This is a genomic window from Arthrobacter crystallopoietes (assembly GCF_017603825.1).
Lineage (GTDB): Bacteria > Actinomycetota > Actinomycetes > Actinomycetales > Micrococcaceae > Crystallibacter > Crystallibacter crystallopoietes_B.
The window spans coordinates 4,299,526-4,325,422 of the sequence record NZ_CP072014.1 but is presented as its reverse complement, the minus strand read 5'-3'; the positions used below and the strand labels follow the sequence as shown (position 1 = coordinate 4,325,422).

Annotated in this window: 30 protein-coding genes; 20 read left to right on the top strand and 10 right to left on the bottom strand. The window is 64.6% G+C overall.

Annotation, left to right across the window (positions count from 1 at the left end; translation table 11 throughout):
* Nucleotides 1-85 precede the first annotated feature (85 nt).
* From J5251_RS19945 to gdhA, 3 genes are all read left to right on the top strand, one after another.
* The gene (locus J5251_RS19945; RefSeq protein ID WP_348272944.1) at nt 86-1,288 is read left to right on the top strand and encodes an acetoin utilization protein AcuC; all 1,203 of its coding nucleotides are present in this window, start codon (nt 86-88) and stop codon (nt 1,286-1,288) included.
* 79 nt (nt 1,289-1,367) lie between these two features.
* Nucleotides 1,368-1,832 (top strand): ArsR/SmtB family transcription factor, encoded by a 465-nt coding sequence (locus tag J5251_RS19940; RefSeq protein ID WP_139004572.1) that lies wholly within the window; start codon nt 1,368-1,370, stop codon nt 1,830-1,832.
* Nucleotides 1,833-2,006: 174 nt separating this feature from the next.
* On the top strand, nt 2,007-3,347 hold the full coding sequence (gdhA, locus tag J5251_RS19935) for an NADP-specific glutamate dehydrogenase (protein ID WP_139004573.1): 1,341 nt from the start codon (nt 2,007-2,009) through the stop codon (nt 3,345-3,347).
* 95 nt (nt 3,348-3,442) lie between these two features.
* Here gdhA and J5251_RS19930 read toward each other — a convergent pair whose 3' ends face one another.
* Complete coding sequence (locus tag J5251_RS19930; protein WP_208574876.1) at nt 3,443-4,681, bottom strand: alpha-hydroxy acid oxidase; 1,239 nt, start codon at nt 4,679-4,681, stop codon at nt 3,443-3,445.
* Nucleotides 4,682-4,877: 196 nt separating this feature from the next.
* On the opposite strand from J5251_RS19930, the gene J5251_RS19925 reads away from it, so the two are divergent.
* The 4 genes from J5251_RS19925 to J5251_RS19910 all read left to right on the top strand — a co-directional run bounded on the left by J5251_RS19925 (nt 4,878) and on the right by J5251_RS19910 (nt 7,775).
* Nucleotides 4,878-5,804, top strand: a complete 927-nt coding sequence (locus J5251_RS19925; protein WP_139004575.1) for an N-acetylglucosamine kinase — start codon at nt 4,878-4,880, stop codon at nt 5,802-5,804.
* 222 nt (nt 5,805-6,026) lie between these two features.
* Nucleotides 6,027-7,139, top strand: a complete 1,113-nt coding sequence (locus J5251_RS19920) for a 3-deoxy-7-phosphoheptulonate synthase (protein ID WP_139004576.1) — start codon at nt 6,027-6,029, stop codon at nt 7,137-7,139.
* Nucleotides 7,140-7,286: 147 nt separating this feature from the next.
* The gene (locus J5251_RS19915; protein ID WP_139004577.1) at nt 7,287-7,499 is read left to right on the top strand and encodes a helix-turn-helix domain-containing protein; all 213 of its coding nucleotides are present in this window, start codon (nt 7,287-7,289) and stop codon (nt 7,497-7,499) included.
* Between the two features lie 177 nt (nt 7,500-7,676).
* A complete protein-coding gene (locus J5251_RS19910; protein WP_003792170.1) occupies nt 7,677-7,775 on the top strand; it encodes a 30S ribosomal protein bS22 in 99 nt (32 codons plus the stop codon).
* Between the two features lie 113 nt (nt 7,776-7,888).
* Here the strand turns inward: J5251_RS19910 and J5251_RS19905 are convergent, their stop codons facing one another.
* A complete protein-coding gene (locus J5251_RS19905) occupies nt 7,889-8,707 on the bottom strand; it encodes an HAD family hydrolase (protein WP_139004578.1) in 819 nt (272 codons plus the stop codon).
* Between the two features lie 107 nt (nt 8,708-8,814).
* Here J5251_RS19905 and J5251_RS19900 point away from each other — a divergent pair, with 107 nt between their 5' ends.
* Nucleotides 8,815-9,078: a glutaredoxin family protein gene (locus J5251_RS19900; RefSeq protein WP_139004579.1), complete on the top strand. Its 264-nt coding sequence runs from the start codon at nt 8,815-8,817 to the stop codon at nt 9,076-9,078.
* A 75-nt stretch (nt 9,079-9,153) separates the two neighbouring features.
* Nucleotides 9,154-9,867, top strand: coding sequence for a redox-sensing transcriptional repressor Rex (locus J5251_RS19895; RefSeq protein WP_244250734.1), 714 nt, complete (start codon nt 9,154-9,156; stop codon nt 9,865-9,867).
* Nucleotides 9,868-9,873: 6 nt separating this feature from the next.
* Here the strand turns inward: J5251_RS19895 and J5251_RS19890 are convergent, their stop codons facing one another.
* Together J5251_RS19890 and J5251_RS19885 are read right to left on the bottom strand one after the other, a co-directional pair.
* A complete protein-coding gene (locus J5251_RS19890) occupies nt 9,874-10,665 on the bottom strand; it encodes a hypothetical protein (protein ID WP_139004581.1) in 792 nt (263 codons plus the stop codon).
* 190 nt (nt 10,666-10,855) lie between these two features.
* A complete protein-coding gene (locus tag J5251_RS19885) occupies nt 10,856-11,401 on the bottom strand; it encodes a YceI family protein (RefSeq protein ID WP_139004582.1) in 546 nt (181 codons plus the stop codon).
* A gap of 124 nt (nt 11,402-11,525) precedes the next feature.
* On the opposite strand from J5251_RS19885, the gene J5251_RS19880 reads away from it, so the two are divergent.
* The 5 genes from J5251_RS19880 (at nt 11,526) to ccsB (ending at nt 16,458) form a co-directional block, all read left to right on the top strand.
* Nucleotides 11,526-12,188 carry a histidine phosphatase family protein gene (locus J5251_RS19880; RefSeq protein ID WP_139004583.1) on the top strand — a complete coding sequence of 221 codons (663 nt, stop codon included), beginning with the start codon at nt 11,526-11,528 and terminating at the stop codon, nt 12,186-12,188.
* A gap of 54 nt (nt 12,189-12,242) precedes the next feature.
* Nucleotides 12,243-12,857 (top strand): TlpA family protein disulfide reductase, encoded by a 615-nt coding sequence (locus J5251_RS19875; RefSeq protein WP_139004584.1) that lies wholly within the window; start codon nt 12,243-12,245, stop codon nt 12,855-12,857.
* Nucleotides 12,858-12,955: 98 nt separating this feature from the next.
* Nucleotides 12,956-13,648, top strand: coding sequence for a cytochrome c biogenesis CcdA family protein (locus J5251_RS19870; RefSeq protein WP_418202250.1), 693 nt, complete (start codon nt 12,956-12,958; stop codon nt 13,646-13,648).
* A gap of 116 nt (nt 13,649-13,764) precedes the next feature.
* Complete coding sequence (resB, locus tag J5251_RS19865; protein WP_244250969.1) at nt 13,765-15,411, top strand: cytochrome c biogenesis protein ResB; 1,647 nt, start codon at nt 13,765-13,767, stop codon at nt 15,409-15,411.
* 12 nt (nt 15,412-15,423) lie between these two features.
* Nucleotides 15,424-16,458 (top strand): c-type cytochrome biogenesis protein CcsB, encoded by a 1,035-nt coding sequence (gene ccsB, locus J5251_RS19860; RefSeq protein ID WP_139004586.1) that lies wholly within the window; start codon nt 15,424-15,426, stop codon nt 16,456-16,458.
* Nucleotides 16,459-16,608: 150 nt separating this feature from the next.
* On the opposite strand, the gene J5251_RS19855 is transcribed toward ccsB, so the two are convergent.
* Together J5251_RS19855 and J5251_RS19850 are read right to left on the bottom strand one after the other, a co-directional pair.
* Nucleotides 16,609-16,980, bottom strand: a complete 372-nt coding sequence (locus J5251_RS19855; protein ID WP_139004587.1) for a DUF2809 domain-containing protein — start codon at nt 16,978-16,980, stop codon at nt 16,609-16,611.
* A 70-nt stretch (nt 16,981-17,050) separates the two neighbouring features.
* Complete coding sequence (locus J5251_RS19850; RefSeq protein ID WP_139004588.1) at nt 17,051-17,470, bottom strand: PLD nuclease N-terminal domain-containing protein; 420 nt, start codon at nt 17,468-17,470, stop codon at nt 17,051-17,053.
* A gap of 106 nt (nt 17,471-17,576) precedes the next feature.
* Between J5251_RS19850 and J5251_RS19845 the strand changes: the two genes are divergently transcribed.
* The gene (locus tag J5251_RS19845; protein ID WP_139004589.1) at nt 17,577-17,912 is read left to right on the top strand and encodes a DUF4229 domain-containing protein; all 336 of its coding nucleotides are present in this window, start codon (nt 17,577-17,579) and stop codon (nt 17,910-17,912) included.
* 3 nt (nt 17,913-17,915) lie between these two features.
* On the opposite strand, the gene J5251_RS19840 is transcribed toward J5251_RS19845, so the two are convergent.
* The 4 genes from J5251_RS19840 to J5251_RS19825 form a co-directional block, all read right to left on the bottom strand.
* Entirely contained in the window at nt 17,916-18,797 is an 882-nt protein-coding gene (locus J5251_RS19840; protein WP_139004590.1) for a 1,4-dihydroxy-2-naphthoate polyprenyltransferase, read from the bottom strand.
* 100 nt (nt 18,798-18,897) lie between these two features.
* Nucleotides 18,898-20,013 (bottom strand): AMP-binding protein, encoded by a 1,116-nt coding sequence (locus J5251_RS19835; RefSeq protein ID WP_139004591.1) that lies wholly within the window; start codon nt 20,011-20,013, stop codon nt 18,898-18,900.
* A 9-nt stretch (nt 20,014-20,022) separates the two neighbouring features.
* Nucleotides 20,023-20,961 (bottom strand): 1,4-dihydroxy-2-naphthoyl-CoA synthase, encoded by a 939-nt coding sequence (locus tag J5251_RS19830; RefSeq protein ID WP_139004647.1) that lies wholly within the window; start codon nt 20,959-20,961, stop codon nt 20,023-20,025.
* Nucleotides 20,962-21,071: 110 nt separating this feature from the next.
* Entirely contained in the window at nt 21,072-21,509 is a 438-nt protein-coding gene (locus J5251_RS19825) for a VOC family protein (RefSeq protein ID WP_139004592.1), read from the bottom strand.
* Between the two features lie 290 nt (nt 21,510-21,799).
* Here J5251_RS19825 and J5251_RS19820 point away from each other — a divergent pair, with 290 nt between their 5' ends.
* The 5 genes from J5251_RS19820 to J5251_RS19800 all read left to right on the top strand — a co-directional run bounded on the left by J5251_RS19820 (nt 21,800) and on the right by J5251_RS19800 (nt 25,836).
* Nucleotides 21,800-22,261, top strand: a complete 462-nt coding sequence (locus tag J5251_RS19820) for an SRPBCC family protein (RefSeq protein WP_139004593.1) — start codon at nt 21,800-21,802, stop codon at nt 22,259-22,261.
* 9 nt (nt 22,262-22,270) lie between these two features.
* Nucleotides 22,271-22,756 (top strand): SRPBCC family protein, encoded by a 486-nt coding sequence (locus tag J5251_RS19815; protein WP_208574874.1) that lies wholly within the window; start codon nt 22,271-22,273, stop codon nt 22,754-22,756.
* A gap of 196 nt (nt 22,757-22,952) precedes the next feature.
* Nucleotides 22,953-24,164, top strand: coding sequence for a thiolase family protein (locus J5251_RS19810; RefSeq protein ID WP_208574873.1), 1,212 nt, complete (start codon nt 22,953-22,955; stop codon nt 24,162-24,164).
* Nucleotides 24,164-24,967 carry an enoyl-CoA hydratase/isomerase family protein gene (locus tag J5251_RS19805; protein WP_139004596.1) on the top strand — a complete coding sequence of 268 codons (804 nt, stop codon included), beginning with the start codon at nt 24,164-24,166 and terminating at the stop codon, nt 24,965-24,967. Before J5251_RS19810 ends, J5251_RS19805 begins: the two co-directional genes overlap by 1 nt.
* Before the next feature lie 5 nt (nt 24,968-24,972).
* Nucleotides 24,973-25,836 (top strand): 3-hydroxyacyl-CoA dehydrogenase family protein, encoded by an 864-nt coding sequence (locus J5251_RS19800; RefSeq protein WP_139004597.1) that lies wholly within the window; start codon nt 24,973-24,975, stop codon nt 25,834-25,836.
* The last annotated feature ends 61 nt before the right edge of the window (nt 25,837-25,897 follow it).

Here is a 25,897-nt window from a genome sequence, read left to right as displayed (position 1 = left end):
TCCTTGCAGTAGTAAATCATCTATCCGCCGTCATCGGGGACGCTAATCATGCACCCCGGCCACCGTTTCGCGTAGCCTGTCCCTGATGCAAGCGAACCCAGCGGCCAGTGTTCCAACTCACGTCATGTGGGATGAGTCGATGCTTGCTTACAATTTTGGGCCGCAACATCCAATGTCGCCGATCCGGTTGGATCTGACTGCGCGGCTGTCGGCAGACTTCGGCCTCTTCGACAGGGACAACGTCTCGGTCGTCGCTCCCGAGGTCGCGACGGACGATCAACTGCTGGCCGTTCACGACGCAGAGTATGTGGCGGCCGTGCATGCCGTCAGTGCCAACCCGGACGAGCCGGATGAGTCAAGGGGGCTGGGCACCGAGGATGACCCGGCTTTTGCCGGGATGCACGAAGCCAGCGCGCGGTTGGCCGGCGGAACACTGCAGGCGGCGGAAGCCCTGTTGAGCTCGAAGGCCGTGCACGCGGTCAATTTCGGCGGGGGCATGCACCATGCCGCGCGTGACAAAGCCAGCGGCTTCTGCATCTACAACGATTGCGCGCTGGGCATTCAGCGCCTGCTCGACGGCGGCGTCCAGCGCGTCCTGTATATCGACGTCGATGCGCACCACGGCGACGGTACCCAGAACATCTTTTGGAATGATCCGCGGGTGCTCACTGTCTCCATCCATGAGACGGGCATGTCGCTGTTCCCCGGAACGGGCTTTGCCAATGAGATCGGTGGTCCGGACGCTCTGGGCAGCGCCGTGAACGTGGCGGTCCCTCCGCGCACTGGGGACGCGGCCTGGATGCGGGCCTTCCATGCGGTGGTCCCGCAACTGGCACATGCCTTCAAGCCGGAGATTATCGTGAGCCAACACGGCTGCGACAATCATGCCCGGGACATCCTCAGCAGCGTCCGCCTCAGCGTCGACGCTCAACGGCAGATGATGCTGGACATTGCGGAGCTGGCCCGTGAAGTGACTGATGACCGCTGGATTGCCACCGGCGGTGGGGGCTACGACATTTTTAATGTGGTGCCGCGTTCGTGGAGCCATCTGGTTGCCGTTGTTTCCGGCCAGCCTGTCCCGTTGCGGGCGGAAGTACCGCAACGCTGGCGGGACTACGTGCTGGAACGGTACGGGCAGACTGCTCCATTGCTGATGAACGACGACGCCCAGCTCTGGTGGCGCTCCTGGGAAGTCGGCTACGACCCCAACGACGCGGTTGACCGCACGGTCATGGCGACTCGCAAGGAAGTGTTCCCGTACCACGGGCTGGACCCCTGGTTTGACTGAGCATAACGATTTCCATGCGGTTGCCGCCACGTGCACCGCGGGGGATGCCGCCCCGCGTATATGTGGCTAGGGTAATGGAATGGTCATCGATGATGTTTTCGCCGTAATCGCAGAGGGGACGCGCCGTGAAATACTCGGCTCCCTGCGTGAGGGCGACAAATCCGTGGGCGAGCTGGTCGAGGAACTCGAGGTCAGCCAGCCTACAGTCTCTAAACATCTCAAGGTGCTGCGCGAGGCCGGGTTGGTCTCGATGCGGGCCCAGGGACAGAAGCGCTTCTACGCTCTGCAGACAGACCCGCTGCAGGACATCGCGGACTGGGTTGCCGGCTTCGGACTAGCGTCGGTAAACCTGCCCGTGGAGGAACCGCTGGCGCCTGCGGTGTCTCTGGTCTCGGCATCCGCCGCGGAGCTGGACGGCGACGGAGAGAACCAGGTACCGCCCCAGCTGGGCCGATCCCTGGGCCTTGCGGCCAATCAAGCTGCGAAGCAGGCAGCGGATCTTTTTGCGCACCTGCCGAAGCTGCGGCGCAGCCGCCGCGGCTAGCGGCGGAGGGCCGAATTCATTACGCCGCCGGCAGGCGTTATTTCGTTCCCGTTATCATCTTGCCCACCGGGTATGTTTCGATTTGAAGGTTGCGCAGCTGCGTCTTCCAATCACGAGATTTTTCCGTACATGCACCTGCCCGCACTCCGATAGCTATTGAAGGGACCCACCCCCATGGATGCGAATCTGCTCGAAATCCGGGACGAAGTCTTTCGCCGCAATCCCGGCGAACTTGAATTCCACCAGGCCGTCAACGAGGTTTTTGAAAGTCTGGTCCCCCTCTCGAACAAGCACCCCGAGTATGCAGACGCCGCTATACTTCAGCGCATTTGCGAACCTGAACGTCAAATCATTTTCCGCGTACCGTGGGTTGACGATTCCGGGCAGGTACAGATCAACCGTGGCTTCCGGGTGGAGTTCAACTCCGCGCTTGGCCCGTACAAGGGCGGACTGCGTTTCCACCCGTCGGTCTACCTCGGCATCGTCAAGTTCCTGGGTTTCGAACAGATCTTCAAGAACGCCCTGACCGGAATGCCCATCGGCGGCGGCAAGGGCGGGGCGGACTTTGATCCGCGCGGCAAGTCCGACGGCGAAGTCATGCGCTTCTGCCAGTCCTTCATGACGGAACTGTACCGCCACATCGGCGAATACACAGACGTTCCTGCCGGTGACATCGGCGTGGGCGGGCGTGAAATCGGCTACCTGTTCGGCCAGTACAAGCGCATCACCAACCGCTATGAGTCGGGCGTGCTGACCGGCAAGGGCATCGGCTGGGGCGGCTCCCTGGTCCGGCCGGAAGCCACCGGTTACGGCGCCGTGCTCTTCACCCAGGAAATGCTCAAAACCAAGGGCATGTCCTTCGACGGGCAGCGGGTTTCCGTCTCCGGTTCGGGCAACGTGGCCATCAATGCCATCGAGAAGGCACAGGCGCTCGGTGCCACCGCCATCACGGCCTCCGACTCCGGCGGCTACATTGTGGACGAGGCCGGCATCGACGTCGAACTCCTTCGCCAGATCAAGGAAGTCGAGCGCGGCCGTATCTCCGAGTACGCCGAGCGCCGCGGCGGTTCCGTCAGCTACGTCGAGGACGGCTCGGTCTGGGACGTCGACGCGACCGTGGCCCTGCCCTGCGCCACGCAGAACGAACTCGACGACAAAGCAGCCGCGAAGCTGCTCAATTCCGGCCTGATTGCGGTGGCCGAAGGCGCCAACATGCCTTGCACCGCCGAGGCCACCGCCCTGTTCCAGGAAGCCGGTACTCTATTCGGCCCGGGCAAGGCGGCCAACGCCGGCGGCGTGGCAACCTCCGCCCTCGAGATGCAGCAGAATGCCAGCCGCGACGCCTGGAGCTTCGAGCACACGGAGGAGCGTCTCGGCGACATCATGGTAGGCATCCACGAGAGTTGTGCGGCGACGGCAGACGAATACGGCATGCCGGGCAACTATGTCGCAGGCGCCAACATCAGCGGATTCCGCCGCGTTGCGGACGCCATGCTGGCCCTGGGCGTCATCTAAGGGGATTTACAGCGAACGACGGCGGGGCTCACCAAATGGTGAGCCCCGCCGTCGTTGTTTAACGCAGTGTTGGAAGCAGGAACAGCGCCGTTCGGTCAGAGGCCGGCCGGGAGTTTCACATGATCCGGGTTCAGGTCTTCGACCTTGTTGACACCCAGCAGGCGCATGGTGCGGGCCATTTCGCCGGAGAGGATTTCCAGGGCACGGTCTACGCCCATTCGGCCGCCGGCCATCAGCCCGTACAGGTAGGCCCGGCCGATGAGGGTGAAATCGGCTCCCAGCGCGATCGCGGCCACGATGTCGCCGCCGCTCATGATGCCGGTGTCCAGCATGATGGACGTCTTGCCTTTCAGCTCCCGCGCCACCTGGCTGAGCAAGTGCAGGGGGATGGGCGCGCGGTCCAGCTGGCGTCCGCCGTGGTTGGAGAGCACGATTCCGTCCGCGCCGTAGTCCACCACCTTTCTGGTGTCTTCCAGAGTCTGCAGCCCCTTGACCACCAGCTTGCCCTTCCAGGTGTCGCGCAGCCACGCCAGGTCGTCGAAGCTCAGGGTGGGGTCGAACATGGAGTCGATCAGTTCGGAGACGGTCCCCGAGTAGCGCGAGAGCGAGGCGAACGACAGCGGCTCATGCGTGAGGAAATTGAACCACCAAGCGGGACGGTAGGAAGCGTCCAAGACGGTCTTCGCGGTCAGCGCCGGCGGGATCGTCATGCCGTTGCGGACGTCGCGCAGCCGGGCCCCGCCCACGGGGGTATCCACCGTGACCATCAACGTGTCCATGCCCGCCTTGGCCGCGCGGTCGATCAGCGCCAGGGACTTCTCGCGGTCGGTCCAGAGATAGAGCTGAAACCAGTTGCGGCCATGCGGCGCGGCAGCGGCGACATCCTCGATCGACGCGGTGCCCATGGTGGAGAGCGTGTAGGGGATCCCCGCCGCGGCCGCGGCCCGCGAGCCGGCATACTCGCCCTCGGACTGCATCATCCGGGTGAAGCCGGTGGGCGCGATGCCCACGGGAAGCGCCGACCGCTGGCCCAGCACCTCGGTGCTCAGGTCCACGGTCTGGACGTTGCGCAAGATGCCGGGCCGGAACTCCAGGTCCTGGAATGCCTCGCGTGCCCGGTTCAGGGTGATCTCGGCTTCGGCAGCCCCGTCGGTGTAGTCGAAGGGCGCCTTGGGTGTGCGCCGCTTGGCCATCGCACGCAGTTCCCAGATGGTGTTGGCACGCTGCAACCGGGCGGCGCTGCCGAAGGTAGGCCGCTTGAACTGCATCAGCGGGGTGAGATCTGCAACTTTGGGGATCCGGCGTTTGAGGGCCGGGGGCAGTTCTTCATGCATGGCTTAGCTCCCTCGTGGGTGGAAACCTGTGTGGTCTAACCACAGCCTACGGCATATGGGAGGAGCACGGGAAGGGCCAGTGCCATGGGAACGCCGGGATTCCATCGAGCGCGACGCCAGCCGGTTGACCGACAACCTGCCTCGCCGAGGCCGCCTCCGAAGCCGGATGCGCAGGGCGGCAGTAAGCTCTAACGCTATGGCGCACATTCTGATCGGACTGGACATCGGCGGCACCAAGACCCATGCCATCCGTCTGGAGGACGGGGCCGTCACGGCCGAAGCCATTGCGGGCAGCGCCAACGTGCAGAACGTTTCCAGTGAAGCAGCGTCCAACGCGCTGGCGGAAGTTTTCTCGGCCCTAGGCAGCGATGCGGACACGGTGATCGCCGGGGCCGGCGGGATCGATACAGCGAACGACGCCGGCGCCCTGGCCGGTCTCATCTCGCCTTTTGCCCCGCACGCGGAAATCCACGCCGTACACGATTCACGCCTGGTGCTCGCCGCGGGACGCGCCCGTCGCGGCATTGCGGTCATTGCCGGCACGGGATCGGCGGTCTGGGGCACGGACGGCGCTGGAAAAGAGGCCCGGGCAGGAGGCTGGGGCTACCTGCTGGGGGACGAGGGCAGTGGCTACTGGCTGGGCCGGGAACTGGTCCGGCACGCATTGCGCCGCCGCGACCAAGGCCTGGAGCCCGATGCGCTGACACGTGCCTTGCTGGCCGACTGCTCGCTGGCGGACCCGGTGGAGCTGATCGCACACTTCCACGGTCCCACCGGGCGCCGCTACTGGGCGCAGCGCTCGCGGTTGGTTGTCGACGCTGCCGCCGCTGATCCGGTGGCCGCGCACTTGCTGGCTGTTGCCGCCGAGGATCTGGCGGGGCTTATCCTGCAGGTCGCCGGCCGCCTGGATATCTCCGGACCCGTGATCCTCGGCGGCGGACTCGGGGCGAACGTGCCGCAATTGGCTGCCGGCATTGCCGCCGCACTTGCGCCGTACGGCATTGACGACGTCCGCCAGCTGGATCGGGAGCCAGTCTACGGTGTGGACCTGCTCGATGATCCGGCCGGTCACGCAAGCAGCCCGGGTTCGGATGCGCCAGCTCCGGACCGCCGGAAGTCATAATCGTCATAATTGTCGCAGGGTGGAAATCGTGGCTTATGCTCGTGGACATGACAACCCGTTGGTATGCGTATTTTCCGTTGGCTCTGGAGGGGCCTAACGTGACTGCCTAACGGCGTGCGCAACCGACACCTTCAGAGCCAACAGGGCAGAGATCATTCTCTGCCCTTCGCCATTTCCACGGCGGGTTCTGATTGGTTCCCGCCATCATAAGACGGGAAAACCATGAATCCGGTACTGAACGCAGACAAGATCCAGACCAGCAACCTGCGGGTCACCTCCTTCAGTGCGCTGCCGACGCCGCATGAGGTCATCGAAGAGCTGCCGGCAACTGCCGAACAGTCCGCCGTCGTCGACCGTGGCCGCGCCGAGATCCGTGCGGTCATGGACGGCGTTGATGACCGGCTGCTGGTGATCGTCGGCCCATGCTCCATCCATGATCCGGAGGCCGGGCTCGACTACGCGCGGCGCCTGGCAGCGGTGGCCCAGCAGCACAGCTCCGAGCTGCTCGTCGTCATGCGCGCGTACTTCGAAAAGCCGCGCACCACGGTTGGCTGGAAAGGCCTAATCAACGACCCGCGCCTGGACGGCTCGCATGACGTTGCCGCCGGGCTCCGAACGGCGCGCCGGTTCCTGCTCGACGTAGCCGACCTCGGGCTCCCTGTTGCCACCGAGTTCCTCGAACCGATCAGCCCGCAGTACGTAGCTGATCTGGTCAGCTGGGGAGCGATCGGTGCGCGCACAACGGAAAGCCAGATCCACCGCCAGCTCGCTTCGGGACTGTCCATGCCGATCGGTTTCAAGAACGGGACCGACGGCGGGCTGCAGGTTGCGCTTGATGCCTGCACCGCCGCCTCGGCTGCGCAAACTTTCCTTGGTATTGACGAAGCCGGCCGGGCCGCCATGGTCTCTACCGCGGGGAACGCCGATACACACCTGATTCTGCGCGGCGGCAATGCCGGACCAAATTACGACGCCGCCAATGTTGTCCGTGCCTCGGAGCTGCTGGCGGAAGCGGGGCTTAACCCGCGGCTGATCGTTGATGCCAGCCATGCCAACAGCGGCAAGAGCCATCACCGGCAGGCAGAGGTGGCGCTGGACGTGGCCGCCCAACTGGAGGGGACAGGCCACAGCGCCTCCGCCATTGCCGGGATCATGCTGGAAAGCTTCCTGGTAGCGGGAGCGCAGAAACTGGATGTCGCTGACCAGGCAGCCGGCAACGCCGAACTGGTTTACGGGCAGAGTGTGACGGACGCATGCATGGACTGGGACATGACGGTTTCCACGCTCGCCCACCTTGCCTTGAGCAGTGTTCAGCGAGCCGGAATGTCCCGCTGAAAAAGCCGCTCCTATCATGTAACGCTTAATCAACAGGGCAACTTTCACTTTGGTCACTTGGCCCTCTAGAGTGTCTAGCTAGACGGCAATTACTCGCAGGGCAAGGCGGCATGCCGTCCGGCCCAACCGGAGTAAAGGATTTTGGAAATGGCTGAGGAGAAGAACTTTTCGAACGTCCGCTTTTTGACGGTGTCGGAAGTAGCCGAAGTGATGCGTGTTTCCAAGATGACCGTTTACCGGTTAATTCACTCCGGAGAGATGCCTGCTGTGCGTTTCGGCCGCTCTTACAGGGTGCCGGAATCGGCCGTCGAGCAGTATCTTCGCGGTGCCGTTGTGGAGGGCCAGTCGGATACCGCTTAGGCGGTTTTGGAACTGGGCAACGGACCGGGCGCCAACGGGCGGTAAATTGTCGCCTGATTTAGGCGGTACCCTGTTAAGGAACGTTTTACGTCATCGTAAGAATCCGCCGGCCACTGCTGTTCTCAAGGGCAAACTATGGCAGGCGGATGTTAATCGAAGTGAATTTGTGAGGAACTCGTGGGTTCAGTTATTAAGAAGCGCCGCAAGCGTATGGCCAAGAAGAAGCACCGTAAACTGCTTCGCAAGACACGCCACCAGCGTCGCAATAAGAAGTAGAGCTTCCGCTTTACAGCATGCTTCTCGGTCCGCCAGGTAACTGGCGGGCCGTTTGCGTTAAGCCGTGCGGGACTAGGAACTGCAACTGTGGCGGGGAGGCCGTAGCGGCCGGCTCAGCCGCGTGGGCCGCGGAACTTGTGCACCCCTCGCCAGAGCCCGTACACGGCGCCAGCGCCGGTGGCGGCTTTGAGTCCCAGGGTTGCAGCCTTGCGGCCGCTGCGGAAGTCGTAGATCGGCCAGTTGCGTTCCCGGGCGTGCCGGCGCAGCCTCGCGTCCGGATTGATAGCCACCGGATTGCCCACCAGCGACAGCAGCGGAACATCATTGTAGGAATCGCTGTAGGCCCAGCAGTTCCCCAGCTCCAGCCCTTCCAGCTTGGCGAGTTCGGCGACGGCGTAGGCCTTGGCCGGCCCATGCAGGATTTCACCGACGAGGGCGCCGGTGTAAGCGCCGTCGGCAATTTCCGCCACGGTACCCAAAGCCCCGTCCAGGCCCAGCCGGTCAGCGATGACTTCCGCGACGGTCAGGGGAGTGGCGGTCACCAGCCACACCTTGCGGCCGGCGCGCAGATGCTGGTCCGCGAGGGCGCGGGTGCCAGGCCAGATCTTGGAGGCGATGATCTCGTCATAGACTTCCTCGCCCAGGGCCTTCACATCCGTCACCATCAGCCCGGCGCCGAGCGCCATAGCGGTATCGCGGACAGACTGGATGTCCTTCAGGTTTTCCCCGCGCCATAGGAACTTTCCCTGCTTGATGGCGAACCCCGCAACGTCGCGCATCCGGAAGGCGCCGCGTTGGTACATCTTGCGCCCCACATGGAACAGGCTTGCCCCGCGCATCAAAGTATTGTCGACGTCGAAAAACGCGGCCCCGGTTTCTGCGCCGGAGGGATCAGGCTTTCGGTGGGCAGGACCTGTGGCGGCTGAGGGCATGTCTCGAGTCTAACGAGCCGGAGGCATCGAAGCCGAGCCGCCCTGTGGAGGAGGGCGGGCAGTGTCTGGTTATTGACTCCTGACCCGGTGGGGTTACGTTGTTAGCTATGACGGATTCAGCTGCTCCCTGCCCTAGCCATGAACTGGTGCTGCTCACCAAGCCGGACTGCCACCTTTGTGAAGCGGCCCGGGAAACTGTCTCGGCAGTTGCCGATGACCTTGGCCTGGAATGGCAGGAGAAGTCCATTCTGGAGGATCCGGAGCTGGAACGGCGGTTCGCCGAGGAGATTCCGGTGGTCATGATCGACGGCGTGCAGCGAGATTTCTGGCGCATCGACCCCGAGAGGCTGCGGCGCCTGCTGACGTCCTGATCCAGCAGAGCCGATTGGTTGCCGTTTTGCCCAGCGCCTAAAGTGGGACTACAGCTAGCAATGGAGAGCCACATCGTGACCACGCAGGATCTTCCCGGTACCGCTGGGAATCCCGAAAGTTCGGGCCGCACTATTCCGCCGGCGTCTGTTGCGCGGCTGACGATCTACTTGCGAGCCCTGAACTCTCTGCTCGCCGAGGGGGTGGAGCGTGCCTCATCGGAGGAACTCGCCGAAGCCGCCGGGGTCAAATCCCCAATGCTCCGCAAAGATCTGTCCTACCTCGGCTCCTACGGCACGCGCGGCGTCGGCTATGACGTGCAGCTGCTGACGCGGACCATTTCCGCCCGGCTGGGGCTGACCCAGGAATGGCGCGTCGCCATCATCGGCGCCGGTAACCTCGGCAGGGCTCTGGCAGGTTATTCGGGTTTCACCACGCGTGGATTCGAAGTTGCGGCCATCTTCGATGCTGACCCGTCGATCATCGGAACCGAGATCGGCGGTCTGAAAATCCACAACACGGCCGACCTGGAAACCGTGCTGCACCGGACCGGCGCGAACATGGTCGTGCTGGCCGTTCCGGGCCGTGTGGCACAGGAACTCTGCGACAAGCTCGTCGCTGCCGGAATCACCAGCATCCTGAGCTTCGCTCCCGTTGTGCTGCAGGTGCCGCCGCACGTGCAGGTGCGGAAGGTCGACATGGCCACCGAGTTGCAGATCCTGGCCTACCACGCACAACGGGCGCAGGAATCGGAGCTGGACTCCGAAACCCGCGCCCGCAAGGCACAGTAGGAAACGTCAGCGGCCGTAGATGCCGAACTTGCGTGCCGCCACTGCCTTGAAGAAGTTGCTCGACGGCGGCATGAACAGCAGCACGACGGCGGCAATGCCGAGCAGGATCGTCAGGGTGTGCAGTCCAAACGGAATAATGCCGAGCAGGGACAGCGCGGCGAACACCGTACCCGTAATCCGGGCCCAGTTCTTGCCGGCCTTTACACCGAAGGCAACCATCAGATAAAGTCCGATGCCGATAAGCCCGACGACGACCATGACCACGCCGGCCATACCGCTGGCCATGTCGATGAATTCCTGTTCGCTGATCTGGCCGCCAGTCTGGGCCACAGCATCCCGGACAGCCGGATCATCCGCCAGCTGGGCAAGCACAGTGTCCATGGTTGCCAAAGAAATGATGATCTCGATAGCGGTCAGCGCGGCCGCCGCGATGATCAGCCAGAAAGCGATCATGACTTCTTTGGGAGCTTCGGGCTTCCCTGCACCGCCTTGGGGCTGGCTGCTCGGATAGCTGTACTGGCCGGGCTGTGCATTCTGGTACCCGTACGGAGACGGGGCGTTCTGGCCATAGGGCTGTTGTCCGTACGGCTGGTTTTGTCCGTAGGGGCTGTACTGGCCGGGCTGGCCGGGCTGGCCGGGCTGCTGGCCGTAGGGCGAGTTCTGTCCGTACTGCGGCGTGTTTTGGCCGTAGGGCGAGTTCTGTCCGTAGCGGGGTGCGACGTCGCCGTTCTCGCCGGACTGTCCCGGTTGCTGGTCCGGTTTCTCGGACGGATTTGGATTGTTTGCGGGAGTGGACATGGTCGCATCCTTCTTCTGTCGATCGACACTGCAGATAGCCGCCGGTACCGCGTTGACAAGGCAGAACAGGACAGCTCCTACTGCAACCCTACAGCGCAGACATACCGGCAGGGACTAGCTCTGAAGGATGATTTTGCCCGGCCGGAACAGCTGTCCCGGCCGGGCAAATCCATGCATCGGATCGGGCAGCTCAGGCCTGCTTGACCAGTGCCGCATCCAGGTTGATCTTCACCTTGTCGCTGACCAACACGCCGCCGGCCTCCAGCGCCGCGTTCCAGGTCAGGCCGAACTCCTTACGGCTGATTTCGGTTTCACCGGTGAACCCGGCCCTGGTCGCCCCGAACGGATCGACAGCCACGCCGGTGAACTCCACCTCGACTTCCACCGGCTTGGTCGTGCCGCGGATCGTCAGGTCGCCGGTAACGGTGTAGTCCTCGCCGTCGCCTTCGACGCCTGTGGCGACGAAAGTCATTTCCGGGAACTCCTCGACGTCGAAGAAGTCAGGTCCCTTGACATGGGCATCGCGGTTGGCGTCGCCGGACTCGAAACTGGCTGTATTGACCGTGGCGTGCAGAGTGGACTCCGCGAGCGACTCGCCAACACGTGCCTCGGCCGTTGCATCTGTGAAACGGCCGCGGACCTTGCTGATTCCGGCGTGGCGGACGGTGAAGCCGATTTCACTGTGCGCCAGGTCGAGAGTCCAGACGCCTTGAGCCAGACCTTGGGGCAATGTCATAACGATCTCCTTAGGTGGGAAAAACGATTCCATCAGGGCTGAGCAGCAGATCTTCACTCAGTGCCCATTGTTGCCACGCCCTCCGGCTTTGGGCAATCCCCTTGACTTTGAGAGAATTAAGACCATGCCCCTATCCACTGTGCATTTACTCCGCCACGGCGAGGTCCATAATCCGGACCGCGTCCTCTATGGCCGGCTGCCTAATTTCCGTCTCTCCGAGCTCGGACGTGAGATGGCCCAGCGGGCGGCGGACTTCTTCGCCCAGCGGGTCGAAGGTGGTGCCAAGATCAGCTATCTGGTGGCCTCTCCGCTTACCCGCGCACAGGAGACGGCTCAGCCAACTGCCGCGGCGTTGGGCCTGGAGATCGTGACCGACGAGCGGATTATCGAAGCCGAGAACCACTTCGAGGGCCTCTCCGACGTTAAACGGCACCTGCGGGATCCGCGGCACTGGAGGTACCTGCGCAATCCGATGCTGCCGTCCTGGGGGGAGCCCTACTCCGGACAGGTCGCCCGGGTCATGGCAGCGGTCCAGGATGCCCGGCACGCCGCCGTCGAACGCGGCGGAGAAGGTGCCGAAGCAGTGCTGGTGAGCCATCAGTTGCCCATCTGGGTGACGCGGCTGGCAGCGGAACAACGCAGGCTGTGGCACGACCCCCGCCGCCGGCAATGTACTTTGACCTCGGTAACCAGCCTGAAGTTCGACGGCGAACGCCTCGTCGGGGTCGAATATTGCGAGCCCAGCGCCGACCTTTTGCCCGGTGCGGCGAATATCCCGGGAGCGTAATAGAATTACTACGCGTTGTAGAAGTGGGATACTTCCCAGCCCACGAAGAAAAGTGTGATTGTGACTGCCCAAACACCCCAGCCGTTCAACCGTCGTTCCCTGCTCAAGCTTGGTGCGGGACTGGTCTTTGCCCTGCCCCTGGCCGCCTGCACGGTGGAGGATTCCCTCGCCCAGCAGGCCAATGCCGGCGATAACAAAAACTACATCGCCGGGGACGGCTCGGTGACCGAATACGACGCCGCCACCCGCGGTGAACCGGTCCAGCTCTCCGGGAAACTCTTCGACGGAACCACCGTGGAGGCCGCCGATTTCGCCGGCCAGGTCACTGTGCTCAACTTCTGGTACGCCGCATGTGCACCGTGCCGGCTGGAAGCCCCGGACCTGCAGGCCTTGAGCGAGGAGTTCGCCGACAAGGCGCAGTTCTACGGCGTGAACATCCGCGACGAACGGGCAACGGCGGAAGCCTTCGAGCGCAATTTCGGCGTGACCTACCCCAGTTTTCAAGATAAGGACGGCGGCATCCTGCTGGCGATGACCAACTACGTCCCGCCGCAGGCCGTCCCCACCACGCTCGTGCTCGACAAGAAAGGCCGGGTAGCTGCCCGCATCCTGGGCGTCGCGGACAAGGGCACGCTGAAAGCGCTGATCAGAGACACAGCGGCCGCCTGACCGTGGAACTGACTGCGGCCTACGTCCCCCTGAGCATCGGCAGCGCCTTCGGCGACACCGTCCTGAACGGTTCCGTCCTGCTGGCCATCCCCGTGGCCATGCTGGCGGGGCTGGTGTCTTTCCTGTCCCCGTGCGTCCTGCCCCTGGTGCCGGGCTATCTGGGCTACGTCACCGGACTGACCGGCGTGGATCTGGAACGCCAGCGCCGCGGGCGGATGCTTGCCGGCATCGGCCTGTTTGTGCTCGGCTTCTCCATTGTCTTCGTGGCCATCGGAGCGGTGTTCGGGCAACTGGGAGCCTGGCTGAAGGGATCGGAAGCCGCGTGGGTCACGCAGGCGCTCGGCGTCGTCGTTATTGCGATGGGCGTGATCTTCATGGGCGGACTGTCCTGGTTCCAGCGCGACCGCAAGATCCATTCCCGCCCGCCGGCCGGGCTCTGGGGCGCCCCGGTGCTTGGGATGACCTTCGGCCTGGGCTGGGCGCCGTGCATCGGACCCACCTTCTCCGCCGTCCAGGCGTTGGCATATTCCGGCGGCGCCGACGCGACCAAGGGCGCCTTCCTGGCCTTTGTGTACTGCCTGGGGCTCGGCATACCGTTCCTGCTGATCGCGCTCGGCGTGCGGCGGGGCATGGGCGCCATGGCATTCTTCCGCAAGCACCGCCTGTTCCTGCAGCGGGCAGGCGGGGCACTGCTGGTTGTTCTCGGTGTGCTGATGGCCAGCGGGATGTGGGGAACCTGGGTAACGCAATTGCAGGACTGGTTCGCAAATGAAGTGAGGCTCCCCATCTGATGAGCGAAACACCTAAGACTCCCGAGACGCCCGCGTCCGAGACACCCCCGACCCCTGGCACGGAGCAGGCAGGGCCCGCGGGCAAGGCGGATGCCGCCCGCGGGTGGGGCCCGGCGATGAAGGACAAAATGCCTTCGGCGAAGAACGACGTCGCCCTGCCCGCCTTGGGTTTCGTCGGCACCTTGCGCTGGATCTGGACCCAGTTGACGAGCATGCGCACCGCGCTGTTCCTGCTGCTGCTGCTGGCCGTCGCCGCAGTGCCGGGCTCGCTGTTCCCGCAGCGGCCGGCGAATCCCGCGGTCGTCACCCAATACATCACTGACAACCCGGAAACCGGTCCCTGGCTGGACCGTTTCCAGCTGTTCGACGTCTACTCGTCGGTCTGGTTCTCGGCGATCTACCTGCTGCTGTTCATTTCCCTGATCGGCTGTGTGGTCCCGCGCGCCATCCAGCACTGGAAGGCCATGCGCTCCCAGCCGCCGCGGACCCCGCGCCGGCTCTCCCGGCTGCCGGAATACGGTTCGATGGCGCTGCCGTCAAACCTGGAAGTCACGCGCGAATCCGCCGTCGACGATGCCGCCCGGCTGCTCAAGCGCCGCGGATACCGGGTAGAGGTGCGCGGCAAGGACGGCGCGATGCCTTCCGTGGGTGCCGAGCGCGGCTTCCTGAAGGAAATCGGCAATCTGGTCTTCCACGTCTCGCTGATCGGTGTCCTGGTCTCCGTCGCCGTGGGCGGGCTGTTCGGCTACCGCGGTCAAAAGATCATTGTCGAAGGCGAGTCCTTCGTCAACACTTTGGTGGGTTACGACAACTTCTCCCCGGGCAGCAATTTCCACGAGGACCAGCTGGAGCCGTATTCGCTGCAGCTGGACAGCTTCGACGTGGTCTTCGACCGTGAATCGGACACCCACTACGGCCAGCCGTTGGACTTCACTGCGGTCCTGACCACCAAGGAATCGCCCGAGGCGGAACCGGAACAGCAGACCCTGAAGGTCAACGAACCGCTGTCCATTGGCGGAACGAGCGTGTACCTGGTCGGCAACGGCTATGCACCGGTCGTGACGATCCGCGACGGCGACGGCAACATCGCGTTGCAGGGTCCCGTGGTGTCGGTGCCGAACGACGGCGCTTACACCTCGACCATGGTCATTAAGGTCCCGGACGCCCAGCCGGAACAGCTGGGATTTGTGGGCTTCTTCCTGCCCACCGCGGTGGAAGGTTCCGATGGCGTGGCCGTAGGCAGCGACCCGGATCCGTTCAACCCTCGGCTCTACCTGAACGGTTACTACGGCGACCTCGGCCTGGACGAAGGCGACCCGAAGAACGTCTTTGTGCTCGACACTTCCACCCTGACATCGATGAGCGACGGCGAAGACGAAGCAGGCGAATTCTCCCTAGGCGCCTACGAAAGCTACGAGCTGCCGAACGGACTGGGCAGCGTCACCTTCGACGGACTGAAGCGCTACGTCGCCCTGGACGTCGACCACGACCCGGGCCAGGCCGGCGCGTTGGTGTTCTCAACGCTCGCCATTATCGGCCTGAGCGCCTCCCTGTTCATCGGCCGCCGCCGCGTCTGGGTTCGTGCCGGTACCCACGAGGACGGCCGGACCATGGTTGAGTGGGGACTGCTGGCCCGTGGCGAAGACCCCAGGCTGGAAGGCGAATCCGCGGCCCTGCGCAAACTCTTCGAGAAGGAATGGCTGGCCAACCAGGACCAGCAGGCAGACAATAACAAAAGCGCCGTCGGCGTAAAGAACTCCTAAGGATCCCCTCCAATGCCCTCCATTGACGAGACGCTCGGCCAGTACAGCGAGCTGTTCATCCTGCTGGCCGCCATGGCATACACCGTGGCGTTCATTGCTTTCTGCTGGGACCTGGCAACCTCCAGCAAGACCATCCGGTCGGTCGAATCCCGTCTGGCCCGCGAACAGTCCGAGCCGAAGGTGCTGGCCGGAGCAGGCGGTGGCTCCGCAGCCGGTTCTGCTGGAAGAGCAGGGGCCGGCGCCCCCGTCGAGACGGCAGACGAGGCTATGGTCTACACCAGGGAACGCCGCGTGGCCGCCCGTATCGGCGTGGCCGTCACCATCGTGGCTGCCTTGGTCCACGCGGCCGGCGTGATCTCCCGGGCAATCGCGGCGCACCGCGTGCCGTGGGGCAACATGTACGAGTTCTGCACCACCGGCGGCTTGATTGTCGCCGTCGTATTCCTGTTGGTCCTCACCCGCAAGGACGTACGCTTCCTGGGCTCTTTTGTTATCGGCCTGGTTGTCATCATGCTGTGCGCGGCTGCCATCGGCTTCCCGACGCCGGTGGCCCACCTGGTGCCGGCGCTGCAGAGCTACTGGCTGATCATCCACGTCTCGATCGCCGTGATCGCCTCCGCTTTGTTCACCCTGACTTTCGCCATGTCCGTGCTGCAGTTGCTGCAGGCCAACCGGGAAGCCCGCGCCCGCGCCGGCCAGCCGGAGCGCATGGGCTTCCTGCGCCTCGTGCCGTCGGCCCTGTCGCTGGAAAACTTCGCCTATCGGGTGAATGCCATCGCGTTCGTGCTGTGGACCTTTACCTTGATGGCGGGCGCCATCTGGGCCGAGAAGGCGTGGGGCCGTTACTGGGGCTGGGACACCAAGGAAGTCTGGACCTTCGTGATCTGGGTGGTCTACGCCGGCTACCTGCATGCCCGCGCCACGCGCGGCTGGACCGGAACCCGGGCCGCCTGGCTGTCCATCGTCGGCTACCTCTGCGTGGTCTTCAACTTCACCATCGTCAACGTCTTTTTCTCCGGACTGCACAGCTACTCCGGCATCCAGTAAGCGGACCTCCCCACTAGCTTTCTGAACGGGTCCTGCGCCTTGGGCAACCAGCGCGCAGGACCCTGTTTCTTCCTCAGCGACCTAGCAGCGAACGGATCCGTAGGTCCTGTGTGCCACGCATTCACCGGTGCTCGCGCGCCGGAACGCTAGCTACGGCACATCCTGACCTGAGGCTTCCGCGGGGACCGCGCCACTAAGACTCCGGCTGCCAGGACGCCGGACGTCGAGGCGACGGCACAGGACACCGTCCAGCAGACCAGCTGCCAGTACACCCGTTCCATAGGAAACCAAGTCGAGCATGCCGAACGTAGTGCCGAAAACCAGGCGCGCGGGCGGGAAGATTTCGCCGAGTGCGGCGGGCAGGGGCGAAAGCTGGAGGAGTTCGACGGCGGTGCACACCGCCAATGCGGCCGCGGCGGCCTGCCAACTCGGGATCCGCGAAGCCACGGCGGCGACCAGGAGGTAGATCAGCACCGCGTAGAGTGCGTCGCCGGTGTGGTTGGTCCAGGTGCCACTGCCCATGAACCGGACCAGCAGCCCCGCAGCGATAGCCAGCGCTGCGCTGGCGAGGAGGGCCCGCCGTCGTAATCCGTCAGCGCGGGGTGTTCGGATTTTCCGGATCCTCTTCGCTGACCTGGTTCGTTCCGCTGTGGTTGGTACCGCTGCGGCCCTTGTCCTTGGCCTGCTTCTTGAGTTCCTCTTCGCGCTTCTTCAGCGCTTCCTCGCGCTGGCGTTGCCGGCGCTGCACGTCCAGATTGCGCAGGAAAGCGACGTCCTCATCGGGTGCCATGGGCCGGCGCGGCGCGGCCTGCTGCGCCTGTTTGGAAGCGCGCGGCCGCCCGAAGGCAAACCAGAGCAGGGCGCCGATGAGCGGGACCAGGATGATGGTGAGGATCCAGCCCGGTTTGGAGATGCTGCGGACTTCTTGCGGCCGCGAGCGGATGCACTCGATCAGCGCATAAACAATGATTGCGACTGCGAGTACAACGAGCATTATGTAGACACGGGCCATGCATTAAGTGTAGTTGAGCCGGGGCGTCGCCACTGCTCGTGCAGCTGGCTTTCCGCTCTGAGCGCGAGCGGAGACCGGACTGGCGCCGACAGCGTAAACTTGTGTGGTGGCTTTCTGGAAATTTACCGCTCTGCGGCTGGGTATTGTTGCAGTCATCTTCGTCATCTGCATGTGGCTGGGCGTTGGCCTGATCTTCTCCGCCCTCGTGGCTGCCGTCGCCGGATGGTGCATCACGTACCTGTTCTTCCGTGAAATGCGCGACGCCGCTTCGGAGTCAGTGCGGCACCGGTTCTCCGGCAAGGCCGCGCCCCTGCGGACCTCAACCGAGATCTCGGATGCGATGGCCGAAGACGAAGCCGTGGACCGCTATGGCGAGCTCCGGGTGGACGCGGACCGCAAGCCCAAAGACACCAAGCGCGAAGATAAGCCGACGGCGGACTGACCGCTACATCAGCCGGGTCAGCGCCAGACCCAGCGAGAAGGCGACGGCGAAGCATAGGTTGATGATGCCGGTCTGCTTGAGCACCGGGATCAGGTCCTTTCGCTTCTTGCCCTTGAGCATGACCCAGCTGGGCATCAGGCACACCGGTGCCAGCAGCAGCACCAGCAGGATCCACGGATGCTCATTGACCAGGACCAGCGGCAGCAGGATGGCAACGGCCAGCATCATCACGTAGCTGATCCGGGCGGCTTCGTCGCCCAGCCGGACGGCCAACGTGATCTTCCCGACCTCGCGATCCGTGGGAATGTCCCGCACGTTGTTGGCCATCAGCAGCGCGGTGGCGATCAGTCCCGTGCCTACCGCGCCCACGAAGGAAGCCCAGCTGACCTGCAGGGCCTGGGTGTAGGTGGTGCCCATGGTCGCCACGATGCCGAAAAACAGGAACACGAAGACTTCGCCCAGGCCCCGGTAGCCGTAGGGGTTGCTGCCGCCGGTGTAGCCCCATGCGGCAATGACACAGCCGGCTCCCACCAGCAGCAGTGGCCAGGTCTGGGACAAAACAATCAGGGCCAAACCGGCGAGCAATGCCAGTCCGAAGCAGCCGAAGGCCGCAAACTTCACCGACTTCGGCGAGGCCACTCCGGAAGCGGTCAGGCGGATGGGCCCCACCCGGACATCGTCGGTGCCGCGGATGCCGTCCGAGTAGTCATTGGCATAGTTGACACCGATCTGGAACAGCAGGGCGATCAGCAGCGCCAGCAAAGCCCGCGTGGGGTCGAAGGCCTCGAGGTCGAAGGCCGCGGCGCTGCCCACGATGACCGGGGCGGCCGCCATCGGCAGCGTGCGGGGGCGTGCGCCTTCAATCCATTGGGCAACTGTAGCCACGTGAAGATCCTGCTTTCGTGAACGGTGATGATGGCGGCGGACCGGTTCCGGTGCCGGCCGCAGTGAACTATTCTCGCTTATCGCCGGCGGCGTGCGCGTATCAGCCGGCTTCGCGCAGTGCCCGCGCCACGGCCAGCCGGTCCGGTTTGCCGTTGGCCAGCAGCGGCAGGGCCTCCAGCCGCACGAGGATGCGCGGCACCGCGGCTGGTCCCAGCGCCTCGCGGACGGTCCGGCGGATCAGCTCATCGTCGGCAGAACCGACGACGGCGGCGCCCACCCGGGTGCCCCACTCCGGGTCCTCAACACCGGCTACCAGGGCAGCGTCCACCCCGGGGACGGTCTCGACGGCCGAGGCGACGGCGGCGGCGGAGATCTTGACGCCACCGGTGATGAGCACATCGTCCGCGCGCCCGCTGACGGTCAGCACGCCGTCGTGCACTTCACCCAGATCCTCGGTGAGGAACCAGCGGCGGGCAGCACTGTCCTTGTCCGGCAAGGTACTGAAATGCGCGTCGGTCAGTTCGGGATTGTCCAGGTATCCCGAGGCCAGGATGTCGCCGCCAATGGATATCCGGCCAGCATCCAACCGTAGCTGGACGCCGTCCAGCGGTACGCCGTCGTAAACACAGCCGCCGCAGGTCTCGCTCATGCCGTAGGTACGGACAATCCGCAGTGAATGTTTACGGGCAGCCGTGCGAAGGTCGTCGGACATCCGGGCGCCGCCGAGCAGGATGGTGTCGAAGCGCCGCAGCACCTGGACTGTTTCCGCCGACGGGTCCGTGAGCAGCCGGTGCAGTTGGGTGGGGACCAGCGAGACCAGCCTGAACCTGTCCGTGAGCTCGCCCGCTGCCGTGGTGAACGCCTCCGGGGCGAAGCCGTCCGACAGGTCCATTACCCAAGGCCGGGTACCCGCGTAGAGCGAACGCACCAGCACCTGCAGGCCGGCCACATAGTTGGGGCTCAACGTCAGCAGCCACTGGCCCTCGCCCTGCAGCCGCATGGCCGTGGCCATCGAGGACGCGGCGAGCGCATCAATCCCCAGCATGGTGGCCTTCGGCGTGCCGGTAGAGCCTGAGGTCCGCACTACCGCTGCGGTCTCCGGCGCCAGGCCTGCCGAGGTAACCGGTTCTGGGGTGCCATCGGGTGTGATTTCGACGGCGGGGCCCGTGCCTGCCAGCGCGGCCGAGAGTGCTTTCAGCGCCGGATCGATGTTCATCCGGCGGCCCTAGAAGTAGCGCGGGAAGCGGGACCAGTCCGGGTCGCGCTTTTCCAGGAAGGCTTCCTTGCCCTCCACGGCCTCATCCGTCATGTAGGCCAGGCGGGTGGCCTCGCCGGCGAAGACCTGCTGGCCTGCCAGCCCGTCGTCCGCGAGGTTGAACGCGAACTTGAGCATGCGGATGGCCTGCGGCGACTGCCGAGCGATATCGGCGGCGTATTCCAGCGCGGTCTCCTCCAGCCGATCATGATCCACGGCCTCGTTCACGGCGCCCATCCGGACCATGTCTTCGGCGGAATACTCCCGCGCCAGGAAGAAGATCTCGCGGGCGGCCTTCTGGCCGATCTGGCGGGCCAGCAGCGCCGAGCCGTAGCCGGCGTCGAAACTGCCGACGGTGGCGTCCGTCTGCTTGAACTTTCCGTGCTGGCGCGAGGCGATGGTCAGGTCCGCCACCACGTGGAGGCTGTGCCCGCCGCCTGCCGCCCAGCCATTAACGACCGCGATGACTACCTTGGGCATGGTGCGCATCAGGCGCTGGACTTCGAGAATATGCAGCCGCCCGGCGCGGGCCGGGTCAATGGTTTCCTGCGTCTCACCGTCGGCATAGCGGTAGCCGTCGCGGCCGCGGATCCGCTGGTCGCCGCCGGAACAGAACGAATGCCCGCCGTCCTTGGCGGAGGGGCCGTTGCCGGTCAGCAGGACAGTCGCCACCTCCGGCGTCATCCGGGCGTGGTCCAGCGCACGGTAGAGTTCGTCCACCGTGCCGGGCCGGAAGGCATTGCGAACCTCGGGCCGGTTGAAGGCGATGCGCACGGTGGGCAGGTCGCGCAGCACGGCGCCGGACTCGTCGCGTTCCACCTGGCGGTGGTACGTCATGTCCTGGAAATCGAAACCGGATACTTCGCGCCACTGGGCGGGGTCGAAGACATCCGACACCTTTGCGGGCAAGACGGCGGCCCGTGCTTGGTTGCTGGCTTCCGGTGCGGCGGTGGCGGGCGCGGGGGCAGAATTCTCAAAGCTCACATAGCGAGTTTAGCCCGGGGCCCAAAACCAACCTCTCACGTGAGGCAGAATTCGTTGCCTTCCGGATCGGCCATGGTGTACCAGCTGTACGGTCCCTGCTGGGCGTCGTACAGGAACTTGGCACCGCGGGCTTCGAGCCGCTCCCGGACCACGTCCCTGTCGTCGCCGGCGAGGCGCACATCCCAGTGCAGCCTGTTCTTCACCGTTTTCGGTTCCGGGACCGGCTGGAAGAGGATCCGTCGGCGGTCGGGCAAATCCTTTTCCTCCGGCGGAGAGATAGCGGCGCCGGCCCGCCAAACCAGCATGCCGTTATGGGTGATGGTGTCTTCCTCCCGGGCGTGGCCCTGGGCGATCATTTTCTTGATGAACTCCGGGTCCGTTTGCTCCAGCGTCCAGCCCAAGGTTCCGGCCCACCAGTCGGCTTGGCTGTGGGGGTCGGCGCAGTCCACGACTATCTGCAGGTTGTAGGTCATGCTTCGACGGTAGGCGCCCGGCCAACCGCGCGCCAGAGTCTTCAGGACAACTTTTGTCCGCGAATGCGACGACGGTTGGTCCGGCACTTGCGCCGTCCCCTGCCCGCAGCTGCACGGAGACGCGTTGAAACGTTGACAGCTCCGTCCCGGCCCTTCGGCGGCACCGGACCCGGCGCGGAACTGCGGCTGGATGACGGACTGGTCGCGTCCTTCCCAGTGCCTGTCTGACCCATGGGCTACTGTGTTGGGCAGACCAACGCGGATACACATGTTACAAACCAGAGGAATCAATGGCGCATCAACTGGAGTTGACCCAGCACGTGAATGCACCGGTGGAAGCCGTGTGGGAGGTGTTGACTGATATAGAGGGAGCCGCGGGAACGCTGTCCGGCGTGACCAAGGTGGAAGTCCTCACGCCCGGTCCCTATACCGAAGGCTTCCGTTGGCGGGAAACCCGGAAAATGATGGGAAAGGAAGCCACCGAAGAGATGTGGGTTGCGGACGCCCAGGCTCCGCATGCCACCACGGTTAAGGCGCAGTCCGGCGGCGCCGACTACACGACCCGATTCGCCTTGCGCCCCGTGCCGGGAGGTACGGAACTGACAATGTTCTTCGGTGCCGAGCAAGCCCGCCCGGGCACGCTGACCAAGCTGATGATGGCCGTGTTCGGCAAGATCGGCATGAACGCCGCCCGTAAAGCGATGGCGCAGGACTTGAAGGACATCGCGGCCAGGGCCGAAAACCGCGCCTGAGGAGGAAGTATGACGGCAGGAAAATTCAAGGTGGATGTCAGTCTGGACAGCACGGTGGAAGGCCAGCCGGTGTTGCGTTTCCGCCGCCGGTACGGTCAGGACATCGAGCGGCTGTGGCGCGCGCTGAGCGAGGACTCGGAACTCTCGGCATGGTTCCCTTGTGCTGTCCGGCTGGAACAGCAGGTGGACGGAACCATCGAATTCCGCTTCCCGGGCGAGGAACCTGACCACGGCAAGGTCCTGGAGCTTGATCCGCCGCACCTGCTCGCCTTCAGCTGGGACCAGGAAGTGCTTCGCTGGCGGCTGCAGCCCGATGCCGGCGGCAGCCTGCTCATGCTCACGAACACCATCCAGGATCCGGCCATGATTGCCAACGTTGCTGCCGGCTGGCACGGCTGCCTCGAGCAGCTGGCGACTTTTCTCGATGGTTCCGGCGACGCGGGGCAGCCCGTTGAAGAACTGGTGCGGCACTACAGCCAGGCGCTGGGGCAGTAGGCACGCCGCCCGCCGTCGTCGCTGTGGCGTCAGCGCCCGGTGTCATGTAGCGCCTTGGACTGATGCTTCAGTTGACCCTCGCCAGCGCGCGTGGGATTCTTTATAGAACGGTCGGTCGGTAATTTCTTCCGGGCAAAATCCGTCGGAGCCGTCCGCACATCGTCATCCAAGACACTCGAGCGCGAGGGAAAATTCAATGGCTGAGGCATTCCTGATTGGCGGGGCCCGTACCCCGATTGGCCGCTATGGAGGCGCACTGTCCGCGGTACGCCCGGACGATCTGGCCGCACTTGTGGTCAAGGAAGCCGTACACCGTGCTGGTGTGGATCCGGACGCAGTGGACGAGGTTATTTTCGGCAACGCCAACGGTGCGGGTGAGGAAAACCGCAACGTCGCGCGTATGGCGTGGCTGCTGGCCGGCTACGGGGACCACGTGCCTGGCATTACCGTCAACCGCCTCTGCGCCTCGGGCCTGAGCGCGATCATCATGGCCTCGCACATGATCAAGGCCGGCGCCGCGGACATCGTCGTGGCCGGTGGCGTCGAGTCGATGAGCCGTGCGCCCTGGGTGCAGGAGAAGCCGATGAAGGCCTTCGCCAAGCCCGGCGAGCAGTTCGACACGTCCATCGGCTGGCGTTTCGTCAACGAGCGCTTCGCCAAGGGCGACCTGTCCCGCGACGGCAAGATGACCTACTCCATGCCCGAGACGGCCGAAGAGGTCGCCGATGTTTACGGCATTTCCCGGGAAGATGCTGACGCCTTCGCCGTGCAGTCGCATGAGCGGGCCATCGCGGCCATCGAGGGCGGCCGGCTGAAGGACGAGATTGTCCCCGTCACGGTCAAGAGCCGCAAGGGCACCTCCGTCGTCGACACGGACGAGGGCCCGCGCCCGGGTACCAGCATGGAAGTGCTCGCCGGCCTGAAGCCCATCATCAAGCCCGGCGGCGTGGTCACGGCCGGCAACTCCAGCTCCCTCAACGACGGCTCGTCCGCGATCATCGTGGCGTCGGAGGCGGCCGTGAAGAAGTTCGGCCTGACCCCGCGCGCCCGAATTGTGGAAGGCGCCTCCGCTGGTGTGGCCCCGGAAATCATGGGCGTCGGCCCGGTACCGGCCACCCGCAAGGTGCTGGACAAGGCAGGCTGGAGCGTCGAGGACCTCGGCGCCGTTGAACTCAACGAAGCATTCGCCACGCAGTCCCTGGCCGTGCTGCGCGATCTGAAGATTGACCAAAGCATCGTGAACAACGACGGCGGGGCCATCGCTTTGGGGCATCCGCTCGGTTCCAGCGGCTCACGTCTGGTGGTGACGCTGCTGGGCCGGATGGAACGTGAGAACGCCCAGCGCGGCCTGGCCACCATGTGTGTGGGAGTGGGCCAGGGAACCTCGATGATCATCGAGCGGGTCTGATGCTGTTCGACGCACACGAATTCTCCACCCTGCTGGTCGAAGAGCGGGAAGACCGGATCCATGTCCAGTTGAACCGGCCGGAGGTCCGCAACGCCATCGACCAGACCATGGTCGATGAACTGCACACCGTCTGCGCGGTGCTGGAGCGCCAGCCGCGGATCATGATCCTCTCGGGCACGCAGGTCAACGGCAAGGGGATCTTCGCCTCGGGGGCGGATATCGCGCAATTGCGCGAACGCCGTCGTGAGGATGCCCTCGCCGGGATCAACTCGACCATCTTCAACCGGATCGCCCAGCTGCCCATGCCGGTCATCGCCGCCCTGGACGGCTATGCCCTCGGCGGCGGGGCCGAACTGGCCTACGCTGCGGATTTCCGCCTGGCCACGCCAAGCGTGAAGATCGGCCAACCCGAGACCAATCTGGGGATCATGGCAGCCGCGGGAGCCACCTGGCGCTTGAAGGAACTGGTCGGCGAACCGCTGGCCAAGGAAATCCTGCTGGCCGGCCGCATCCTCGGTGCGCAGGAAGCCCTCGCGGTGCACCTGGTCACGGAGGTCCACGAGGCCGACGTCCTGATCGACGCCGCCCACGCGCTCGCGGACCGGATCGGGGCGCAGGACCCGCTGGCCGTCCGGATCACTAAGAGCGTGTTCCACACTCCGCGGGAAGTCCATCCCGTTATTGACACGATCGCGCAGGGAATCCTGTTCGAATCCGAAGCCAAATTCGACCGCATGCAGGCGTTCTTGGATAAGGGCGCGGCCAAGCGGGCGGCCAAGGAAAAGCAGACAGAAAGCAAGTAAGCCACATGGAAACAGTAGATACGGTACCTAGCAAAGTAGGCGTGCTCGGCGGCGGTCGCATGGGTGCGGGCATCGCCCACGCCTTCCTGACCGCCGGTGCCGAGGTAGTGGTGGTGGAAAGGGACGACGACGCCGCGGAAGGCGCGCGCCGCCGGGTTACTGATGCGCTGCTCAAGAGCGTGCAGCGGGGGACCACCACGGAGACCATCGAGGCGCTGACCCAGCGGCTGTCGGTCTCGGTCAACTACAACTCCTTCGGCAGCTGCGGTCTGGTAGTCGAAGCCGTGCCGGAAGACTTTGAACTGAAGTCGACGGCGCTCAAGGCCGTGGAAGCGCAGTTGCCGCCGAACGCCTGGCTGGCCACCAACACCTCGTCGCTTTCGGTGGGCAAGCTCGCCGAACAGCTCGAGCGGCCCGCCAACTTCTGCGGACTGCACTTCTTCAATCCGGTCCCGGCTTCGCTTCTGGTCGAGGTGGTGCTGGCCGAGGAGACCTCGGAAGAACTCGCCGCCGCAGCCCGGTCATGGGTCCAGTCGCTGGGCAAGACCGCCGTCGTCGTCAATGACGCCCCCGGCTTCGCTTCCTCGCGGCTGGGTGTGGCCATCGCCTTGGAAGCCATGCGCATGGTTGAAGAGGGCGTGGCCTCAGCCGAAGACATCGATGCGGCCATGGTGCTCGGCTACAAGCATCCCGTGGGGCCGCTGAAGACGACGGACATTGTGGGCCTGGACGTCCGCCTGGGCATCGCCGAGTACCTGCACTCCACCTTGGGGGAGCGCTTTGCGCCGCCGCAGATCCTGCGGGACAAAGTGGCCAAGGGCGAGCTCGGCCGCAAGAGTGGCAAAGGTTTCTTCAGCTGGGATAGCTAGGCACACCCCAACCGCCACGTACTAAGCAGGCAAACAATTGCCCGCCGGAGAATTTCTCCGG

What these genes read in the sequence shown, in the direction of transcription:
- J5251_RS19945 (WP_348272944.1), top strand. Translation starts at nt 86, where the DNA reads ATGCAAGCGAACCCAGCGGCCAGTGTTCCAACTCACGTCATGTGGGAT.
- J5251_RS19940 (WP_139004572.1), top strand. Translation starts at nt 1,368, where the DNA reads ATGGTCATCGATGATGTTTTCGCCGTAATCGCAGAGGGGACGCGCCGT.
- gdhA (WP_139004573.1), top strand. Translation starts at nt 2,007, where the DNA reads ATGGATGCGAATCTGCTCGAAATCCGGGACGAAGTCTTTCGCCGCAAT.
- J5251_RS19930 (WP_208574876.1), bottom strand. Translation starts at nt 4,681, where the DNA reads ATGCATGAAGAACTGCCCCCGGCCCTCAAACGCCGGATCCCCAAAGTT.
- J5251_RS19925 (WP_139004575.1), top strand. Translation starts at nt 4,878, where the DNA reads ATGGCGCACATTCTGATCGGACTGGACATCGGCGGCACCAAGACCCAT.
- J5251_RS19920 (WP_139004576.1), top strand. Translation starts at nt 6,027, where the DNA reads ATGAATCCGGTACTGAACGCAGACAAGATCCAGACCAGCAACCTGCGG.
- J5251_RS19915 (WP_139004577.1), top strand. Translation starts at nt 7,287, where the DNA reads ATGGCTGAGGAGAAGAACTTTTCGAACGTCCGCTTTTTGACGGTGTCG.
- J5251_RS19905 (WP_139004578.1), bottom strand. Translation starts at nt 8,707, where the DNA reads ATGCCCTCAGCCGCCACAGGTCCTGCCCACCGAAAGCCTGATCCCTCC.
- J5251_RS19900 (WP_139004579.1), top strand. Translation starts at nt 8,815, where the DNA reads ATGACGGATTCAGCTGCTCCCTGCCCTAGCCATGAACTGGTGCTGCTC.
- J5251_RS19890 (WP_139004581.1), bottom strand. Translation starts at nt 10,665, where the DNA reads ATGTCCACTCCCGCAAACAATCCAAATCCGTCCGAGAAACCGGACCAG.
- J5251_RS19885 (WP_139004582.1), bottom strand. Translation starts at nt 11,401, where the DNA reads ATGACATTGCCCCAAGGTCTGGCTCAAGGCGTCTGGACTCTCGACCTG.
- J5251_RS19880 (WP_139004583.1), top strand. Translation starts at nt 11,526, where the DNA reads ATGCCCCTATCCACTGTGCATTTACTCCGCCACGGCGAGGTCCATAAT.
- J5251_RS19870 (WP_418202250.1), top strand. Translation starts at nt 12,956, where the DNA reads ATGCTGGCGGGGCTGGTGTCTTTCCTGTCCCCGTGCGTCCTGCCCCTG.
- resB (WP_244250969.1), top strand. Translation starts at nt 13,765, where the DNA reads ATGAAGGACAAAATGCCTTCGGCGAAGAACGACGTCGCCCTGCCCGCC.
- ccsB (WP_139004586.1), top strand. Translation starts at nt 15,424, where the DNA reads ATGCCCTCCATTGACGAGACGCTCGGCCAGTACAGCGAGCTGTTCATC.
- J5251_RS19855 (WP_139004587.1), bottom strand. Translation starts at nt 16,980, where the DNA reads ATGGGCAGTGGCACCTGGACCAACCACACCGGCGACGCACTCTACGCG.
- J5251_RS19850 (WP_139004588.1), bottom strand. Translation starts at nt 17,470, where the DNA reads ATGGCCCGTGTCTACATAATGCTCGTTGTACTCGCAGTCGCAATCATT.
- J5251_RS19835 (WP_139004591.1), bottom strand. Translation starts at nt 20,013, where the DNA reads ATGAACATCGATCCGGCGCTGAAAGCACTCTCGGCCGCGCTGGCAGGC.
- J5251_RS19825 (WP_139004592.1), bottom strand. Translation starts at nt 21,509, where the DNA reads ATGACCTACAACCTGCAGATAGTCGTGGACTGCGCCGACCCCCACAGC.
- J5251_RS19820 (WP_139004593.1), top strand. Translation starts at nt 21,800, where the DNA reads ATGGCGCATCAACTGGAGTTGACCCAGCACGTGAATGCACCGGTGGAA.
- J5251_RS19815 (WP_208574874.1), top strand. Translation starts at nt 22,271, where the DNA reads ATGACGGCAGGAAAATTCAAGGTGGATGTCAGTCTGGACAGCACGGTG.
- J5251_RS19810 (WP_208574873.1), top strand. Translation starts at nt 22,953, where the DNA reads ATGGCTGAGGCATTCCTGATTGGCGGGGCCCGTACCCCGATTGGCCGC.
- J5251_RS19805 (WP_139004596.1), top strand. Translation starts at nt 24,164, where the DNA reads ATGCTGTTCGACGCACACGAATTCTCCACCCTGCTGGTCGAAGAGCGG.
- J5251_RS19800 (WP_139004597.1), top strand. Translation starts at nt 24,973, where the DNA reads ATGGAAACAGTAGATACGGTACCTAGCAAAGTAGGCGTGCTCGGCGGC.